Annotated in this window: 15 protein-coding genes; 8 read left to right on the forward strand and 7 right to left on the reverse strand. The window is 73.2% G+C overall.

All coding sequences use genetic code 11. The annotated features are described in order from the left end of the window. Nucleotides 1–10 precede the first annotated feature (10 nt). The gene (locus ACIQ87_RS09365) at nt 11–1,612 is read right to left on the reverse strand and encodes an alkaline phosphatase family protein (RefSeq protein ID WP_402403930.1); all 1,602 of its coding nucleotides are present in this window, start codon (nt 1,610–1,612) and stop codon (nt 11–13) included. Nucleotides 1,613–1,811: 199 nt separating this feature from the next. Between ACIQ87_RS09365 and ACIQ87_RS09370 the strand changes: the two genes are divergently transcribed. The 5 genes from ACIQ87_RS09370 (at nt 1,812) to ACIQ87_RS09390 (ending at nt 6,199) form a co-directional block, all read left to right on the forward strand. Next, nucleotides 1,812–2,579 carry a GntR family transcriptional regulator gene (locus ACIQ87_RS09370; RefSeq protein WP_402403932.1) on the forward strand — a complete coding sequence of 256 codons (768 nt, stop codon included), beginning with the start codon at nt 1,812–1,814 and terminating at the stop codon, nt 2,577–2,579. A gap of 210 nt (nt 2,580–2,789) precedes the next feature. Next, a complete protein-coding gene (locus tag ACIQ87_RS09375; RefSeq protein WP_402403935.1) occupies nt 2,790–3,809 on the forward strand; it encodes a helix-turn-helix domain-containing protein in 1,020 nt (339 codons plus the stop codon). A gap of 112 nt (nt 3,810–3,921) precedes the next feature. After that, on the forward strand, nt 3,922–4,677 hold the full coding sequence (locus tag ACIQ87_RS09380) for an alpha/beta fold hydrolase (RefSeq protein ID WP_402403938.1): 756 nt from the start codon (nt 3,922–3,924) through the stop codon (nt 4,675–4,677). Then, nucleotides 4,670–5,128 (forward strand): MarR family winged helix-turn-helix transcriptional regulator, encoded by a 459-nt coding sequence (locus tag ACIQ87_RS09385; protein ID WP_402403941.1) that lies wholly within the window; start codon nt 4,670–4,672, stop codon nt 5,126–5,128. The genes ACIQ87_RS09380 and ACIQ87_RS09385 overlap by 8 nt, the downstream gene beginning before the upstream one ends. Before the next feature lie 405 nt (nt 5,129–5,533). Beyond that, nucleotides 5,534–6,199 carry a hypothetical protein gene (locus ACIQ87_RS09390; RefSeq protein WP_402403943.1) on the forward strand — a complete coding sequence of 222 codons (666 nt, stop codon included), beginning with the start codon at nt 5,534–5,536 and terminating at the stop codon, nt 6,197–6,199. 27 nt (nt 6,200–6,226) lie between these two features. On the opposite strand, the gene ACIQ87_RS09395 is transcribed toward ACIQ87_RS09390, so the two are convergent. Then, nucleotides 6,227–7,201, reverse strand: a complete 975-nt coding sequence (locus ACIQ87_RS09395) for a DUF4232 domain-containing protein (RefSeq protein WP_402403945.1) — start codon at nt 7,199–7,201, stop codon at nt 6,227–6,229. A 241-nt stretch (nt 7,202–7,442) separates the two neighbouring features. Here ACIQ87_RS09395 and ACIQ87_RS09400 point away from each other — a divergent pair, with 241 nt between their 5' ends. Further along, nucleotides 7,443–7,649 carry a hypothetical protein gene (locus ACIQ87_RS09400; RefSeq protein ID WP_402403947.1) on the forward strand — a complete coding sequence of 69 codons (207 nt, stop codon included), beginning with the start codon at nt 7,443–7,445 and terminating at the stop codon, nt 7,647–7,649. 146 nt (nt 7,650–7,795) lie between these two features. Here the strand turns inward: ACIQ87_RS09400 and ACIQ87_RS09405 are convergent, their stop codons facing one another. Further along, nucleotides 7,796–9,229 carry a M1 family metallopeptidase gene (locus ACIQ87_RS09405; RefSeq protein ID WP_402403950.1) on the reverse strand — a complete coding sequence of 478 codons (1,434 nt, stop codon included), beginning with the start codon at nt 9,227–9,229 and terminating at the stop codon, nt 7,796–7,798. A gap of 23 nt (nt 9,230–9,252) precedes the next feature. Beyond that, on the reverse strand, nt 9,253–10,182 hold the full coding sequence (locus ACIQ87_RS09410; RefSeq protein ID WP_402403952.1) for a M20/M25/M40 family metallo-hydrolase: 930 nt from the start codon (nt 10,180–10,182) through the stop codon (nt 9,253–9,255). A gap of 167 nt (nt 10,183–10,349) precedes the next feature. Between ACIQ87_RS09410 and ACIQ87_RS09415 the strand changes: the two genes are divergently transcribed. Both ACIQ87_RS09415 and ACIQ87_RS09420 read left to right on the forward strand, forming a co-directional pair. After that, complete coding sequence (locus ACIQ87_RS09415; RefSeq protein WP_402403955.1) at nt 10,350–11,075, forward strand: response regulator transcription factor; 726 nt, start codon at nt 10,350–10,352, stop codon at nt 11,073–11,075. Further along, complete coding sequence (locus ACIQ87_RS09420) at nt 11,065–12,915, forward strand: sensor histidine kinase (RefSeq protein ID WP_402403958.1); 1,851 nt, start codon at nt 11,065–11,067, stop codon at nt 12,913–12,915. The genes ACIQ87_RS09415 and ACIQ87_RS09420 overlap by 11 nt, the downstream gene beginning before the upstream one ends. Nucleotides 12,916–13,017: 102 nt before the next feature. On the opposite strand, the gene ACIQ87_RS09425 is transcribed toward ACIQ87_RS09420, so the two are convergent. The 3 genes from ACIQ87_RS09425 to ACIQ87_RS09435 all read right to left on the reverse strand — a co-directional run bounded on the left by ACIQ87_RS09425 (nt 13,018) and on the right by ACIQ87_RS09435 (nt 15,253). Then, the gene (locus ACIQ87_RS09425) at nt 13,018–13,734 is read right to left on the reverse strand and encodes a class I SAM-dependent methyltransferase (RefSeq protein ID WP_402403961.1); all 717 of its coding nucleotides are present in this window, start codon (nt 13,732–13,734) and stop codon (nt 13,018–13,020) included. 98 nt (nt 13,735–13,832) lie between these two features. After that, nucleotides 13,833–14,288 (reverse strand): hypothetical protein, encoded by a 456-nt coding sequence (locus ACIQ87_RS09430; protein ID WP_402403964.1) that lies wholly within the window; start codon nt 14,286–14,288, stop codon nt 13,833–13,835. Nucleotides 14,289–14,404: 116 nt separating this feature from the next. Next, nucleotides 14,405–15,253, reverse strand: a complete 849-nt coding sequence (locus ACIQ87_RS09435; protein ID WP_402403967.1) for a helix-turn-helix domain-containing protein — start codon at nt 15,251–15,253, stop codon at nt 14,405–14,407. Between the last annotated feature and the right edge of the window lie 26 nt (nt 15,254–15,279).

Genomic DNA, 15,279 nt, shown 5'->3' on the forward strand with positions numbered 1-15,279 from the left:
GCCGTCCGGCTCAGGAGGCCGTGAAGGCGACCTGGTCGACAGTCCAGAAGGCACTGTTGGTGCCGGTGTAGCGGAACTGGAAGCGGGCGCTGGTGGCACCGGCGGGGACGGCGACGGGGAGGTTCTCGACGGTGTTGAGGTCGCTGCGGTAGGACTTCACCAGCTGCGGGGCGCCGTTGTCGAAGACCACGTAGACGTCGCCGGTCTGCGGCCCGTCGATCTTGTAGTTCGTCGCGAAGGACAGCACGCCGCGGCTCGCGCCGGAGACCGGGTAGGCCGGGCCGACCAGGGTGGAGTCGAACTGGCCGGCGCCGTGGGCCTTGTCGTCCCACTCGTCGGAGTCGGCGACGGCGAACACGTTGCGGGCGCGCACGTTGGTCTCGCGGGACTGGGCGAGCTGGGCGGCGGTCCAGAACTCGTCGGTGGCGAAGGTCCAGCCGCGCCACTCGGTGACGCCGCCGCTGGGCATGCGGGAGTTGTCGATGCTCCAGCCGGCCGGCGGGGTGTGGGTCCAGCCCTTCACCGTGGCCGGGATGCCGCTCTCGTCAGCACGGGTCTGCAGGCTCGGGCGCAGCGTGTCGAAGGCGTCGGGGACGATCTCGTCGATCGGGCGGCCGTCGAGCTTCCAGGCCGGGTCGACGGCGGCGCCCTCGTGCTTGAGGACGGTGGGGGCGATGTCGACGGGCTTGACGTCGTAGCGGCGCGAGCCGGGGGTGTAGCCGGTGCCGTTGGCGATCAGGAAGGTCTGGCGCTCGTTGGCGCTGTTGCCGCCGTGGCCGCCGGCGTCGGTGTGGCCGTGGTCGGTGGTGACGATGATCAGCCAGTCCTCGGAGGCGTACGTGGGGCGGGACTTGACGGCCTGGAGGACCTGGCCGACCAGGGCGTCGGCGGAGTGGAGGGCGGCCGCGTACTCGGGGCTGGTGCCGCCGTGGTTGTGGCCGGCCTCGTCGACCTGGTCGAAGTGCAGGAAGGTGGTGTCGGGGTTGCCGTGGGAGAGGTGGTCGACGGCGTCGGCGGCGGTCTTGGTGTCGTTCTCGCTCTCCTGCAGGCGCAGGTCGGCGCGGCCGTTGAAGACATTGCCGGCGATGGGGTTCCAGGAGCCGATCACCAGGGTGGAGTTGCCAGGGTCGGCGTTCTCCAGACGGGTGGCGAAGTCGGGGTAGAGGTCGAGACGGGAGCCGGTGAAGGCGTTGTCCTTCACCTGGTGCTTGTCGGGCCACACGCCGGTGGCGATGGTCGACCAGCCGGGGCCGGAGAGGGTGGGCGCCAGCGGGTTGGCGTAGAGGTTGCCGGTGGCGGTCATGCCGCCGTTCATCAGGGCCTTGAGGTTGGGGGCGTCGGCGGTGAGCAGCTTGTCGTAGCGGGTGCCGTCGACGCCGATGACCAGGGTCTTGGCCTGCTTGGTGCCGTTCGGCAGGCCCTGGTACGGGCCGGCGACGGTCGCGGCGGAAGCGGAAGCGGAAGCGGCGGACAGCGGGATCAGCGCGGCGACGGTGGTGGCGACCGTGACGGCGGCGAGGGCGGCGGAGCGGGCGGAGCGGGAGGCGGAGCGGGAGGCGGAGCGGGAGGCGGGGCTGGAGGTGAGGCGGGAGGTGAGGCGGGAGGTGCGCAACGGAGGGGCTCCCAACTGGTCGTCAGTGCGGTGCGGTCGCACCGGGAGTGAGGATGGGTCGGGTGGGCGAGGCAGACCCCTCACCGAATCCACGGTTGTATGAACAACCGCCGAAATTCAGTCCAGACCCGTTATGCTTCCGTGACCAACGGCCCCGGGGTGCCCGTCCGGCCGGCGGGGCGCTCGGTAGGCTTGCGCGGTGAACCACCCCATCCCCCGGGCCGTCCCCGAGCCCGCCCGCGCCGGCGTCCCCGAGCACGGCCGGGTGCCCAAGTACTACCTGGTCAAGGCCCGCCTGGAGGAGCTGATCGCCGAGCTGGGCCCGGGCGGGCGGCTGCCCACCGAGGCCGATCTGGCGCAGCGTCACGGCGTCGCCCGGGCCACCGTGCGCCAGGCGCTGCGCGAGCTGCTGCTGGAGGGGCGGCTGCGCCGGCAGGGCCGGGGCACGGTGGTGGCCGGGCCGAAGATCGAGCAGCCGCTGTCCCTGAACAGCTACACCGAGGGCGTCTCGCGCCAGGGCCTGCGCCCCGGCCGCACCCTGATCGCCCTGGACCGGCTGCCCGCCGACGCGGCGACGGCCCGGTGCCTGGAGGTCCCCGAGGGCGAGCCGCTGTGGCACCTGGAGCGGGTGCTGCGCGCGGACGAGGAGCGGGTCGGGCTGGAGTCCACGTACGTGCCGGTCGCCCGGGTGCCCGCGCTGGAGCGGGACTTCGACCCGGAGGGGTCCTTCTACGGCTACCTGCGCGGGCAGGGGGTGCGGATCGGCGCCGCCGACGAGCGGATCGAGACGGTGCTGGCCACCCCGCGCGAGGCGCTGCTGATCGGCACCCCGCCGGCGCTGCCGATGCTGCTGCTGCACCGCCGCAGCCTGGACGCCGCGGGGCGCCCCCTGGAGCAGGTGCGCACCCTCTACCGCGGCGACCGGTTCAGCTTCACCCTCGCCCTCGGCGCGCCGGAGGCCGACTGACCGGGGCGCGGCCGGACCCGGTGCGGCCGGGAGGCGGCCGCCCCCGGAGGAGCGGCCGGGGTGCGGCCGGGCCCACACCCGGACCGACCTCCTCCGGCCCGACCTTGTAGGTTTCGGTGTCACCGGCTGCAAGGTGCCGGTGACACCGGGTGGGGAGGGAGGGCCCCGGCCGGTCAGGGGGGCGGGCCCCCGGGAAGGGAAGGGCGGACGGTGGCCACGAACACGGAGAGCGTGTTCCGCAGCGAGGGCATACCCGTGAAGGACCGGTTCGACTGCTGGCGGGAGCTGGTCAGCCGCACCCGGGACAGCGACGTGACCAGCGAGCACTGCGACGACTTCCGGGCGGAGATGCGGCGCCTGGAGCTGGGCCCGGTGACGCTCCTGCGCACTTCCTTCCCGCCGACCCGCTTCCACCGCACCGCGCGCCGGGTGCGGAACTCGGACCCGGAGGTCTTCCACATCACCCTGCTGCTCGACGGCGGCTTCACCCTGACCCGCGACACTGGGCACACCGAGACCTTCGGGCCGGGCAACGTGCACATGCTCGACAGCTCCCACCCCTTCGACCTGCGGTCCTTCGGCACCCGCGCCGCCAAGGCCCCCGGGGACCTGCGCGTCGAGGCCGTCGGCGTCGACTTCCCCATCGCCCTGCTGCCGCTGGCACCGCACCGGCTGGAGGACCTGCTGGGCCGCGGCTTCTCCTCCCGGGAGGGACCCGGCGCGCTGGTCTCGGACTTCCTCCTCAGCCTCGACCGGCAGGCCGCCGCCCTGGGCCCGGCTGAGAGCCCCCGCCTGGGCGGCATCGTGGTCGACCTGGTGACCGCCTGGCTCGCCCGGGAGCTGGACGCCGAGGCCGCCGTGCCCGACGACACCCGGCAGCGGGCCCTGGTCGAGAACGTCCGGGCCTTCGTCGGACGCAACCTGCCCGACCCCGAGCTGACGCCCACCATGATCGCGGCCGCCCACCACATCTCCGTCAGCTACCTGCACCGCCTGTTCACCCGGCACTCCGGCGGCGAGACCGTCGCCGCCTTCATCCGCCGCCGCCGGCTGGAGCGGGCCCGCCGCGAACTGGCCGACCCCGCGCTGCGCGACCTGCCCGTCCACGCCGTCGCCGCCCGCTGCGGCCTGCCCCGCGCCGCCGAGTTCAGCCGCGCCTTCAAGGCCGCGTACGGCCTCTCCCCCCGCGATCACCGCCTCAGCGCCCTGGCCGGGACCGCCGGCGGGTAGCCGCCCGGGCCGCGTGGGGCGGCGCCCGCACCGGGCCCCACCCCCGGCCCACCCCAGGCCCGATCCCGGGCCAACATATGTCACAACACATATGTCGTGTAACCTGTCCGGTATGAGTACTTCAGAGAAGATTCCGACCCTGGTTTTCGTCCCCTGCTTCTCCGGCGCCCCGTGGAGCGCCGAGCAGCTCGCCCCCTACGGCGACGCGCCCAAGCGGACGCTGCGCCTGCCCGAGGGCGTCGACGACATCGAGCGCTACGCCGACCACGTACAGGAGGCGGTCGCGGACCTGGACGACTGGGTGCTGGTCGGCGACTCGTTCGGCGCGAACATCGCGCTCGCGCTCGCCACCCGCCGCCCCAAGGGCCTGCGCGCCCTGGTCCTGTCCGGCGGCTTCGCGGCCAACCCGGTCGACTCCAAGCCGTGGAAGGCCCTGATGCGGGTGATCGGCAGGGCCCGCGGCCCGCTCTACACGCAGCTGACGCTGCGGGCCCACGCCCACCGCCTCGCCTCCCCGTTCGACGGCGAGGGACAGGTGCCCTGGAGCGAGGCGCGCAGCCGGGAGCTGTTCCTCGCCAACACCCCGGCCGCGTCCTTCGGCGCCCGCGTGCGGGCCAGTCTCACCGCCGACTACGTCGCCGCGCTGGGCCGGGTCGAGGTCCCGACCCTGCTCCTGACCCCCTCGCACGACGTGCTGATCGGCGAGAACGCCTCCAAGATCATGCTCGCGGGCATCCCCGACGCCCGCGAGGTCGTGCTTCCGCGCACCGGCCACATGTTCCGCTTCTCCCACCCGGTAACCTACGCCGCCGCGGTCGAGGACTTCCTCGCCTCCCTGCAGACCCCCCGGAAGGACATCGATGCGTAAGGCCGAGCACCTGCGGTTCGCGATCCTGGCAGCCCAGCGCGAGGGCAACCGGCTGCTGATCCAGGCCCTCAAACCCCACGGCATCACCCCGTCCCAGGCCGAGGTGCTGCGCCTGCTCCAGCAGCACGGCACCCTGAGCCTGAACGGACTCGGACAGCTCCTGGTGTGCGAGAGCGGCACCAACCCCAGCCGGCTGGTCGAACGCGTCGTCGCGGCCGGACTGGTCGAGCGCCGCACCGACGACACGGACCGCCGCTACCTCCAGCTCAGCCTCACCCCCGAGGGCGAGCGCCTGGCCACCGAGGTCGCCGGGATCGAGGAGTTCCTCTACGGCGCGATGGACGCCGCCTGCGAGGGCCTGGACACCGACGCGATGCTCGCCTTCCTGCACCGGTTCATCGACCCCCTCCCCTCGGGCGAGGCCCTCAACAAGCGCCTCGCCCTCGACTGACGCCCCGACCGGCACCGCGACCGGCACCGCGACCGGCACCAGGGCCGGCACCAGGGCCGCGGACGCGAAAACCCCGCATCATGAGCACCCGATGCGCACGAGCGGACGGGAATCGCGGATCAGTGCACGCAATGCCAAGAACTGTCCACGCAGTGCCAACACGGCGGGATTGCCTCCCTGGCATCCTCGTCGAGGAACACCGCGCAGCGGAATCTCGAATTCCGTTTCCATGTCGGTGGCCCGGCACGCCACGGGGGAGCGTGCCGGGCCACCGGGTTCCGGCGCGGCCTGTCATAGGGCGCGCGCACCGCGGTCATGGACCGCGGGCGTGGACAACGGGCGTAAACAACGGGCACGGACCGCGGGCGTGGACAACGGCCTGCGGCAACGGAGTCTGGAGCCCTCGTGGAACTGACCGAAACCGACCCGGAAACCGACCCGGAGACGGCGCGCGTCCGGGGCCTGGTGACCGATTCCGTCACCGGGTACGAACCCGTCGGATTCGCCGACCACTGCTGGATCCTCCACGCACTCCGGGAGCTCGACGACGCGGGCCGCGAGATCCGCCGCACGCGCTGGGCGGAACCGCTGGCCGGCGCGGGGCGGACCCTGGGGAGCTGGGGCCTCACCCCCTCCACCCGGGTCTTCGACGGCATCCCGCTCCAGGGGCTGGCCCTGCCCGACTCGGGAGCGCCGGACCGGGACAGTCTGCGCGCCCTGGTGGAGGTGCTCGCCCGGTTCAGCCCCGACGGGCCGGACACCGAGTGCTACTGGGCGCAGCCCCCGCTGGAGAACCTCGGCGAACCGGTGGAGCTGCGGCGCGGCCGGCTCCGCGAGGCGCTCGCGCTGTGGGACGGGATCGGCTCCCCCGGGTTCCCGTCCGCGTTCCCGGTCAACTGGTGGCCGGTCGACCGGTCGTGGTTCGTGTACTCGGACAACGACCTGTCCGCCACCGAGGTCTTCGGGTCGGCGGAGCTGGTCGCGGAGGTGCTCGCCACCGCTTCGCTCGACGCGGTCCGGCACCCGCTGGTCGCGGAGGTCATGAACTCGCGTGCGGGCTGGCTCGACTGAGCCGCGCGGCGGGCCCTCCCGCGGTCGTCACGGTGTCGGTGACGGCTTGCCGCCGGTGTCCTCCCTGACCCAGGCGCCGGCGCCGAGGCGTCCGGTGGTGCCGAGGTCGAGTTCCGGGGTGACCATGACGGGGGCCGCGTCGGGGGTGGCGCGCACCCGGACGTAGGGGGCGTTCTGCGGTTCGCCGACGCCGGCCTCGGTGGTGTTGCGCCACACCAGGGTGGTGCGGGCGCCCTCCCCCGGGCGCAGGTCGATCCGCCGGGGCGGGTCGTCGGCGCCGGTACCGGTGGCGATCTCGGCGCCGCCGCGCAGGACGCGCACCCCGTCGAGGGGCTGGTGGTCGAGGTCGAGCGGCTGCACCTGCGGGTAGCCGTCGAGGGTGACGGTGGCGGTGCCGCAGTTGCGCAGGTGCAGCCCGGCCACGCGCAGGCCCATCGCGGCATCGCCCTCGTCGGCGTACAGCCGCAGACCGGAGGACGGGCAGGGGCCGCCGGCGTTGGGCGCCTCGGCGGTAGGCACGCTGCGGACCTTGAGGAGTTCGGGCTTCGCCCGCGACGCGCGGGTGTCGGCCGGGCGGGGCAGGCCGGCCGGGCCGGGGGTGCCGGGCGCGCTCAGGTCGAGCCGTCCCTTCTCGGTGGCGCCGGGGGCGAGCCCGGTGACGGTCCGGGAGCGGTTGTCCAACGCGGCGCCTTCCGCCGAGCGGAGGCTGAACACCACGGTGACGTCGTACGGTTCGGCATTCGGGTTGGTCACCTCGTACTCGGCGCAGCCGGGGCCGGCGGCGGTGATCCGCACCCCGCCCTGGGCGAGCTTGGTCGGCTGCGGCACGCCGGGCGCGGTCGGCACCGGGGTGCCGCACGGCGCGGGGCTGCCGGAGGCCTCCGGTCCGCCGCCGGAGGCCGCGGTCGTCGCGGTGCCGCAGCCGGCGAGCAGCAGCGCGGCGGCGACGGCGGCGAGTTGACGTACCGTCAGTTGACGGCGGGGCGTGGAGGACTGGCGCATCGGGTGAGTCGATCACGCCGCGCGCCGGGCGGCAGTGAGCTGCGCCACTTCGTGTGCAACAGACCTGCCACGATCAGCGCCGAGGCGGGTGGGATCCTCCGTCCCGCTTCTCCCGACGCAGTCCTTGTGACAGGATCGAGAAGCCTGACGCCCTTCGCGCGCCACCCGGCCCGGTGAGTCCTGCGGACCAGACTCGATCCCGGCGACCTGCTTCGAACAGGCCGGATCGGAGGACCGCGAGGTGTCGGCATCACCGGAGTTCCGCGGCTTCGACCTGGTGCGGCGTGGCTACGACCGCCCCGAAGTCGACGACTACCTCAGGGTTCTGTCCGAAGCCGGTGCGCCGCCGCCCGTACCGGCCTTCCGGATCAGGTGGCGGGGCTACGCCCCCGAGCAGGTCGACGCGCGCATCGCGGACCTCCTGCGCGGCAGGGGCGGCAGCGTATAACCCCGCGCGGGAAGTCGGCCCGGCCGACTTCCTGCGCCATGGGGTGTCCGGTACTCCGACGACGTCGCGCGTCAGCTCGCCGAGGCGCACCGCCGGGCCTGTCCGAACGGTTCCCGCCGGGCGCGCGGTCGATCGTCGGACATGGCCTATCCGCCGGCCAGTGGGGCCAGGGTGCCGGGGTAGAGGTACTCCTTCGGCGGGATCGTCGTGCCGTGGGCCCAGGCGTCGAAGAAACCCTTGAGGTCCTTGCCGGACACCTTCGCGGCCAAGGCCTCGAACTGCGGGAAGGAGGCGTTGCCGTAGGCATGGTCGGCGGTCCAGCGCTTGAGGGTGCCGAAGAACGCGTCGTCTCCGACGGTGCGCCGCAGGGCGTGCATCATCAGGGAGCCCTTGAAGTAGAGGGCCGCGCTGAGCTCGTTGCCCTGGCCGGGGTCGTACAGCCTGGTGGACCAGTACGCCGGGTTGTTCCTGTTCTCTTCGATGTCGTGGGCGTAGAAGGTGGTGTCGAGGTTCATGCCCTGGTGCTCCTCCCACAGTTGGTTGGCGTACTGGGCGACGCATTCGGCGATGCAGCCGTCGCGCCAGTCGGTGAACGAGACGCTGTCGCCGAACCACTGGTGGGCGATCTCGTGGACCGCCGCGGCGTCCCAGAAGTAGCTGGTGTAGGTGGGCCGGCTCTGGGTCTCCAGGGCCGGCGCGCCCATGCCCGACACCTTGGGCTCGCCACGGACGATGGCGCCCGCGGAGGAGAACGGGTACGGGCCGAACGTCGAGGCCAGGAAGGCGATGATCTCCGGCTGCTGGGCCTCGGTCGCCTTGGCCATCTCGTCGATCGGCACGTCCGGGCCGTAGGCCGTGATGACCGGCGTCCCGTCCGGCAGCTCCGAGCGGTGGACGGTGAACCTGTCGATGGCGACCGTGCTGAGGTAGGTCGCCATCGGCTTGTCCTCGCGCCAGCGGAAGGTCGTCGAACCGCCCGCGCTGGTGGTCGGACCGGGCCGGCCGTTGCCGATGGCCGTCCAACCGTCGGGGACGGTCGCGGTGAGCGAGAAGGTGGCCTTGTCGGACGGGTGGTCGTTGGACGGGAACCAGGAGGTCGCGGAGTGCGGCTCGCCCATCGCGTTGACGCCGCCGGATACCAGCGGGTGCCAGCCCTCGGGGTCGGGCGTTCCCGCGTACACCACCCGCACCGCGAAGGTGGCGCCGCCGGCCACGCGGCGGGCGGGTTCGATGTCCAGCTTGTGTGCGCCGGAGCGGGAGAACGACTTCGCCGGGGTGCCGTTCACGGTGACGGAGGCGACCTGGAAGCCCTTGAGGTCCAGGGAGAGGCGGTCCAGCGACCGCAGGGCCCGGGCGGTGACGGTCGTGTCGCCCTTCAACAGGTCGGGCCGTGCCGGGTCGTAGGCGATCCGGACGTCGTAGTTCGCCACGTCGTAGCCGGCGTTGCCGTCGTCGGGGAAGTAGGGGTCGCCCGCCCCGGCCGCTCCCGCGGGGACGGCGCCCAGGGCGACACCGAGGGCGGTGGTGGCCGCCACCAGGGTGGCGGCCTTGCGGCGGTGGTGGCTCAGTGGTGCGCGCATCTGCGGCTCCTGGGGACGGGCGGTCAGGACTGGGCGGGGGCGGGGGCGGCAGGCGTCATGGCGGCGAACTGCCACACCACGCCGATCAGGGCGTTGGTACTGGTCGCCTGCGTCGCGGGGTCGACGTTGGCGAGGTCGTCGCACGCGCTGTGGAGACAGTCCGAGACGCCGCTGCTGAACCCGGACGACGGGATGCCGGCGTCCCCGAACGACTGGGTGTCGGAACTGTCCAGCGGGATGTCGAACGTGGCGAGGCCCCGGGCGCCGAACCAGTTCTCGAAGGCCTGGAAGGCCGCGGTCCCACCGTTGCTCGCGTCCTTCACCACGAGGTACTGCTGGACGTTCCTGCTGCCCGCCTGGTCGAGGTTGAGGTACAGGTCGATGGCCTTGCGGTCGGCGGCGGACAGGTTCTTGACGTAGTCCGCCGAGCCGGCCATCCCCAGCTCCTCCGCTCCCCACCAGGCGAAACGCAGGTGCCGCTCGGGCTTCAGCTGGGCCTTGGCCACCTGCAGGGCGGTGGTCAGGACGGCCGCCGAGCCGGAGCCGTTGTCGTTGATCCCCGGGCCCATCGGGACGCTGTCCAGGTGGGCGCCGGAGAGCAGGACGTGATGCGGGTCGCCGCCCGGCCAGTCGGCGATCAGGTTGTAGCCGTCCTTGCCGTCGTGGGAGAAGTGGCGCAGCTGCGTCCGGAAGCCGGCCCGGTCCAGGGCCTGCCTCACGTACGCCACCGACTCCGCGTACCCCCGGGTGCCGTGCGCTCGGTTGCCGCCGTTGCGGTCCGCGATCCGTTGCAGGGCCTGGAGGTGCGGCATCACCTCCGCCGCCGTGACGGCGGGCACGGCGGGAGCCGGCCCCTGAGTGGCGGCCGTCGCCGCGACGACGGGGACGGTGGACAGCAGCAGGGCCGCCCCGAGGGCGCGGGCGGTGAGGGACACCGGACGGGGGGAGGGCATCACACGGGAGCCTTTCGGAGGCGGGGCCGGGGCACTCCCCCCGGCGGGTTCCACCCACCCTGGTCCGTCGGTGTCAGGAACTTGTCGAGAGGCTGTCGTGAACCGGTGGGAGTGCCCGCGGAGGAACCGGTGGGAGTGCCCGCGGAGGGCGACTTACGATCATCCTCATGTGCGCACATGTCGTGGTCGCCGAGGACGATCCCAAGCAGGCCGACCTGGTCCGCCTGTACCTGGAGCGGGAAGGGCATCGCGTGGTCGTCGTCCACGACGGCCGCGCCGCGCTGGAGCAGGCCCGCAACGGCCCCACCCAGCTCCTGGTCCTCGACGTGATGATGCCCGTCATGGACGGACTCGACGTCTGCCGCGCCCTGCGCGCCGAATCCGCCGTCCCGGTGCTGATGCTGACCGCCCGCACCACCGAGGAGGACCTGCTGCTCGGGCTCGACCTCGGCGCCGACGACTACCTCACCAAGCCCTACAGTCCCCGCGAACTCGTCGCCAGGGTCCGCGCCCTGCTGCGCCGCGGCTCCCACCCGCTGCCCCGGCCGGCGGCGGCCCCCGCCGCCGCGCCGCCTGCGGTGCTGACCGCCGGGGCCCTCACCGTCGACCCCCTGCGCCACGAGGTCACCGCGGACGGACGTCCCGTCAGCTGCACACCCGGCGAGTTCCGGCTGCTGGAGGTCCTGGCCGCCCAGCCCGGCCGCGTCTTCACCCGGGCCCAGCTGCTGGAGCACCTGCACGGCATCGACCGGTACATCACCACCCGGACCGTCGACACCCACGTGATGAACCTGCGTCGCAAGATCGAGCCCCAACCACGGCACCCCACACGCCTGTTGACGGTCTACGGCATCGGCTACAAGCTCGCGGAGGGGCCGCGCGGTGCGTCGTGACACCCCGCCGCACCGCAGCCTGCTGCTCCGGCTGCTCGCCCTCTCCGCCCTGGTCTCCCTCTGCTCCATCGCCGCGACGGCCTGGCTGACCGCCCGCACCACGACGGGCGTGATCAGGCAGGAGCGGCGTCAGGCCCTCGCGGACCAGGTCCGGATCTACCACGAACTGCTCGGCTACGCCGCGACCCACCCCGACTGGACCGGCGCGGAGTCGACCGTGCGGCGACTCGCCGCCGACACCGGGCAACGCATCCTGCTGGCCACACCGCGCTTCGATCCGGTCATCGACTCCGCGTCCGCGGCGCCGGCCCCGGGCGCGGGCGCGGACCACACGGTCCTGCCCCACACCCCCACCACCACCGTCGACCCGCTCTCCGTCGATCCCGCCATGCTGCCCGACGCCCCCGCCGACCGGATCGACGCCCGCGCCGTGGGCCCGTTCCTGCTGACGACCGCCGAGCGCACGGCCATGGAGGAGGCCGCTCGGACCCGGGCCGGCTGCCTGCGGTCGGAACTGGGCGTCGAGGCGACCGTCACCGACGACCCCGCCGGACACCCCGTGGTGAGCGTCCCCGGCGGCCCGGCCCCCGCCACACGCTGCGCGTCCCCCCTGGTACTGGACGCCCCGACCCGCACCGAGAGCGCCGCCCTCGCCGACCTCACCGCACTCGTCAACGCCTGCCTGGAGCGCCAGCAGATCCGGCCCGTCACGCTGTCCCTGGCACTGCGGTGGTCCCCGCCCCGTGACCCGGCTCAGGAACAGGTGATCTCCGCCTGCCTCGCCAACTCCCGCCGGCAGCAACTCGTCCGGTACGTGGCACCGCCCGTACTGCTGTTCGTCGGCGCACCCGCCGGGGCGGAGGATCCGGGCCCCACCCTGTCCACCCCTCACCGCGGGCGGGTCGCCGAGGTCGCCGCGCTGGTCCTGGCCGTCACCGTGGCGATCACCACGACGGTCGGACTACGGCTCTCCCGGCCGCTGAACGCACTCACCCGCGCCGCCCGGCGGATGGCCGAGGGGGACCTCTCCGCCCGGGTGGCCACGACCGGCCGCGACGAGATCGCCGGACTCGCCGCCGCCTTCAACGCCATGGCGCAGCGCCGCGAACAACTCGAGGAGCTGCGCCGGGCGATGGTGGGCGACATCGCGCATGAACTGCGCACCCCGCTCAGCAACATCCGCGGCTGGCTGGAGGCCGTCGAGGACGGCATCGTCACCGCCGACGGCGCCCTGACGAGTTCGCTGCTGGAGGAGGCCCTGCTGCTCCAGCACCTGATCGACGACCTGCGGGACCTCGCCGCCGCCGACGCCGGCGAACTCGCCCTGCACCGCCGCGCCGTGGACGCCGGGGACCTGCTCGCCCAGGTCGCCACCGCCCACCGCGCCAGGGCACGGGCGTCGGGCGTGAGCCTGACCGTCGAACCGGTCGCGGCCACGGCCGGGTACGAGGTGTTCGCCGACCCGGTGCGTCTGCGCCAGATGGTGGGCAACCTGGTCGCCAACGCCGTCCGGCACACCCCGCCGGGCGGCACGGTCACCCTGCGGGCCCGCCTGGACGCCGACGCCCTGCTCATCGAGGTCGCCGACACCGGCAACGGCATCGCCGAGGCGGACCTGCCGCTGGTGTTCGAACGCTTCTGGCGGGCCGAGAAGTCCCGCAACCGCCAGACCGGCGGCAGCGGTCTCGGCCTCGCCATCGTCCGCAAGCTCGCCGAGATCCACGGCGGCGACGTCCGCGCGGCCAGCACGCCCGGCACCGGTTCGGTGTTCACCGTGCGCCTTCCCACCACGGCTGCCGCCCCGCCGAAGACCACCGGCGGCCGGCGGAACGACCGTTGAGGGCGCTCGGGGCATCAGCCACGCGCGTCCGAGGGCCTCGTCGCCCGGGCACCGCCCGCCACGCAGCCGCGCCGGCTTCGCGGGCCTTGGTGAAGGCCTTCCTCACGCTTGCCGGTAGGCCCGGAGAAGCAGCGTGTCGGCCGAGCGGGCACCCGAAGTGGCGGGCGGGAGGCGGTCGATGCCGATCGCGGTGAACCCGGCCTCGTCCAGCAGCTTCGTCCAGACGTGCTCCTGGAGGACCCAGCGGCGCATCGTCGCCGGAGTACCGTCCGGGGTGCGGGCCGGGACGTCGGCGTGCCGGACGTCCGGCTCGGCGGGCGCTCCGCCGACGTAGTGGCCCAGGGTGGAGGCGGCGAGCAGCCCGCCGGGGCGCAGGGCGCGGGCGGCGGCGGGGAGCAGTCGGCGGGGGTCGGCGAAGTCGAGACCGCCGAACACCGAGCAGAGGACGTCGTACTCGTCCGGGTGCGCCTCCAGGTGTTCGATGGCGTTGGCGTGCAGGGTTCGCAGGCGCGGCGCGAGATGGCCGTAGAGGTCGCGGGCCATCGCATGCTGGGCCGGAGAGGCGTCGATGGCGTCGACCCGGGCCGGGGCATGGTGGACGACGAGGTGGGCGGCGTGCCGGGCGGCGCCCGCACCGAGGTCGGCCAGTACGAGGCCGGTGACGTCCCCCAGCACCTCGCTTCCGGGCCCGCCGTCCTGGGCCCAGACCCAGGGGAAGGCGTCGGGGACGGTCCGGTCCGCGTCGGCGCGGGCGCGGCCGTAGTGGTGCCAGAGGTCCGACGCGGCGGGGTGGGCGGGTGGGGTTGTCACTCGGGCCATCCTGGTGCCCGGCGGGTCCGGGCGCGGGGGTTCGGGCGAAGACCACCCGTCCGGGTTGCGGTGGTCCCGGCCGGGCCGGGACCACCGCGATCAACCGGTCAGTGCGAGTCGTTGCCGGGGTGGCAGGGGCTGCAGTTGGCGGCGTCAGCCCACAACGGCAGGTCCACGTCCCAGCCGTCGGCGGCGACGAGTCGGGCGGTGCGCAGCACGGTGCCGTCGTTCTTGAACTCGACGGCCGGCACGTGGTGCAGGAAGTGGCCGTCGTTGTGGGTCCGGCACAGCTCGGCGTAGGCGACGGTGTCCAGGATGATCGTGTGGACCCCGATGTCCACCAGCGCGCTGGGGCCGAGGCTCAGGTGTTCACCGCGGTGGGCCATCGCGGTCAGCAGATAGGCGTAGCCCTGGCCGAGGACGCGGGCGGCCATGACGGAGTCGTAGGGGTAGTCGCGCTTCAGCAGGCCGATCTGCTTGTCCCACAGATCGGCGGGGATGTGGTCGCGCACGTTCCGGAGCGGGCCGACGATCGGGTCGGTGGGTGCAGCTGCGGTTGCCATGGTTCCTCCGACTGCTGTTGGGGCACCTGGTGACGCCGGGCACTGCCCGGCGGCGCTGTGAAACCTACGGTCCAACCCTGCTTCGACTCAAAGAAGTTGCAAGAATTTGCGGACATTCACTCCAACGTGTCGATCGCGGTGGTGATCAGCGCGCGGGCGGCGGCGCCGTACACAGCCAGGTTTGCGAAGCGCGCGAACGTCTGCGCATAGAGGGCGAGATCGCTGGGCGCTGTCACGGTGACCTGAGCCGACAACAGCTCCACCCCGGCCTGCCGGTCGTCGAAGAGGTTGAAGGTCTCCGTGGGCCACATGGTGCGAGCGGCCGTGAACGGGATGATGCCCAGCGAAACCGACGGCATCGACATGACCCCGAGCAGGTGGTCGAGCTGTCCGGCCATCACCTCGTCGTCGCCGATCCGGTAACGAAGGACGGACTCCTCGATGACCGCGACGAAGAGGCGCCCACCCTCGAAGACGACCTTGGAACGAGCGAGCCGGGCCTCGACGGCGGCCTCCACGTCGTCCGGGGTCTGACGGACATCGGCCACCGTGCGCAGCAGGGCGCCTGCATACCCCCTCGTCTGCAGGACGCCGGGGACGACCCGGGAGGAGTAGGCGCGGAAGTGGCGGGTGCGGGTGTAGAGCGGCACCCGGGCTTCCTGTGCCTGGCGCAGGCCTGTGCGGGTGATGCGTCGCCACTCGACGTACAGCGAATCCGCCGCCCGGTTGGAGGCGATCAGATCGGGCGCTTGGTCGTCAGCTCCACAGGCCCGGCACCAGGTGCGGATGTCGGAATCCGACGGCGCGGCCTTGGCGTTGAGGATGCGGGAGGTCTTGGCCGGGTGCCAGCCACAGCGGGCGGACAGCTCCCCGCCCTTCAGGCCTGCGTCGCGCATCAACTCGCCGAGGCGCAGGGCGAGGGCCAGGCGGGCAGCCTGGGCGCTGGAGGACGGGGAGATTGGCATGACTGTTGTGTGGCCTGTGCGGACGT

The organism is Kitasatospora sp. NPDC096204 (assembly GCF_044763205.1).
Taxonomy (GTDB): domain Bacteria; phylum Actinomycetota; class Actinomycetes; order Streptomycetales; family Streptomycetaceae; genus Kitasatospora.

Bases quoted from the DNA above. Each gene is read 5' to 3' on its own strand.
- ACIQ87_RS09380 (WP_402403938.1), top strand. From the start codon at position 3,922: ATGAGTACTTCAGAGAAGATTCCGACCCTGGTTTTCGTCCCCTGCTTC.
- ACIQ87_RS09385 (WP_402403941.1), top strand. From the start codon at position 4,670: ATGCGTAAGGCCGAGCACCTGCGGTTCGCGATCCTGGCAGCCCAGCGC.
- ACIQ87_RS09395 (WP_402403945.1), bottom strand. From the start codon at position 7,201: ATGCGCCAGTCCTCCACGCCCCGCCGTCAACTGACGGTACGTCAACTC.
- ACIQ87_RS09405 (WP_402403950.1), bottom strand. From the start codon at position 9,229: ATGCGCGCACCACTGAGCCACCACCGCCGCAAGGCCGCCACCCTGGTG.
- ACIQ87_RS09410 (WP_402403952.1), bottom strand. From the start codon at position 10,182: ATGCCCTCCCCCCGTCCGGTGTCCCTCACCGCCCGCGCCCTCGGGGCG.
- ACIQ87_RS09415 (WP_402403955.1), top strand. From the start codon at position 10,350: ATGTGCGCACATGTCGTGGTCGCCGAGGACGATCCCAAGCAGGCCGAC.
- ACIQ87_RS09425 (WP_402403961.1), bottom strand. From the start codon at position 13,734: ATGGCCCGAGTGACAACCCCACCCGCCCACCCCGCCGCGTCGGACCTC.
- ACIQ87_RS09430 (WP_402403964.1), bottom strand. From the start codon at position 14,288: ATGGCAACCGCAGCTGCACCCACCGACCCGATCGTCGGCCCGCTCCGG.
- ACIQ87_RS09435 (WP_402403967.1), bottom strand. From the start codon at position 15,253: ATGCCAATCTCCCCGTCCTCCAGCGCCCAGGCTGCCCGCCTGGCCCTC.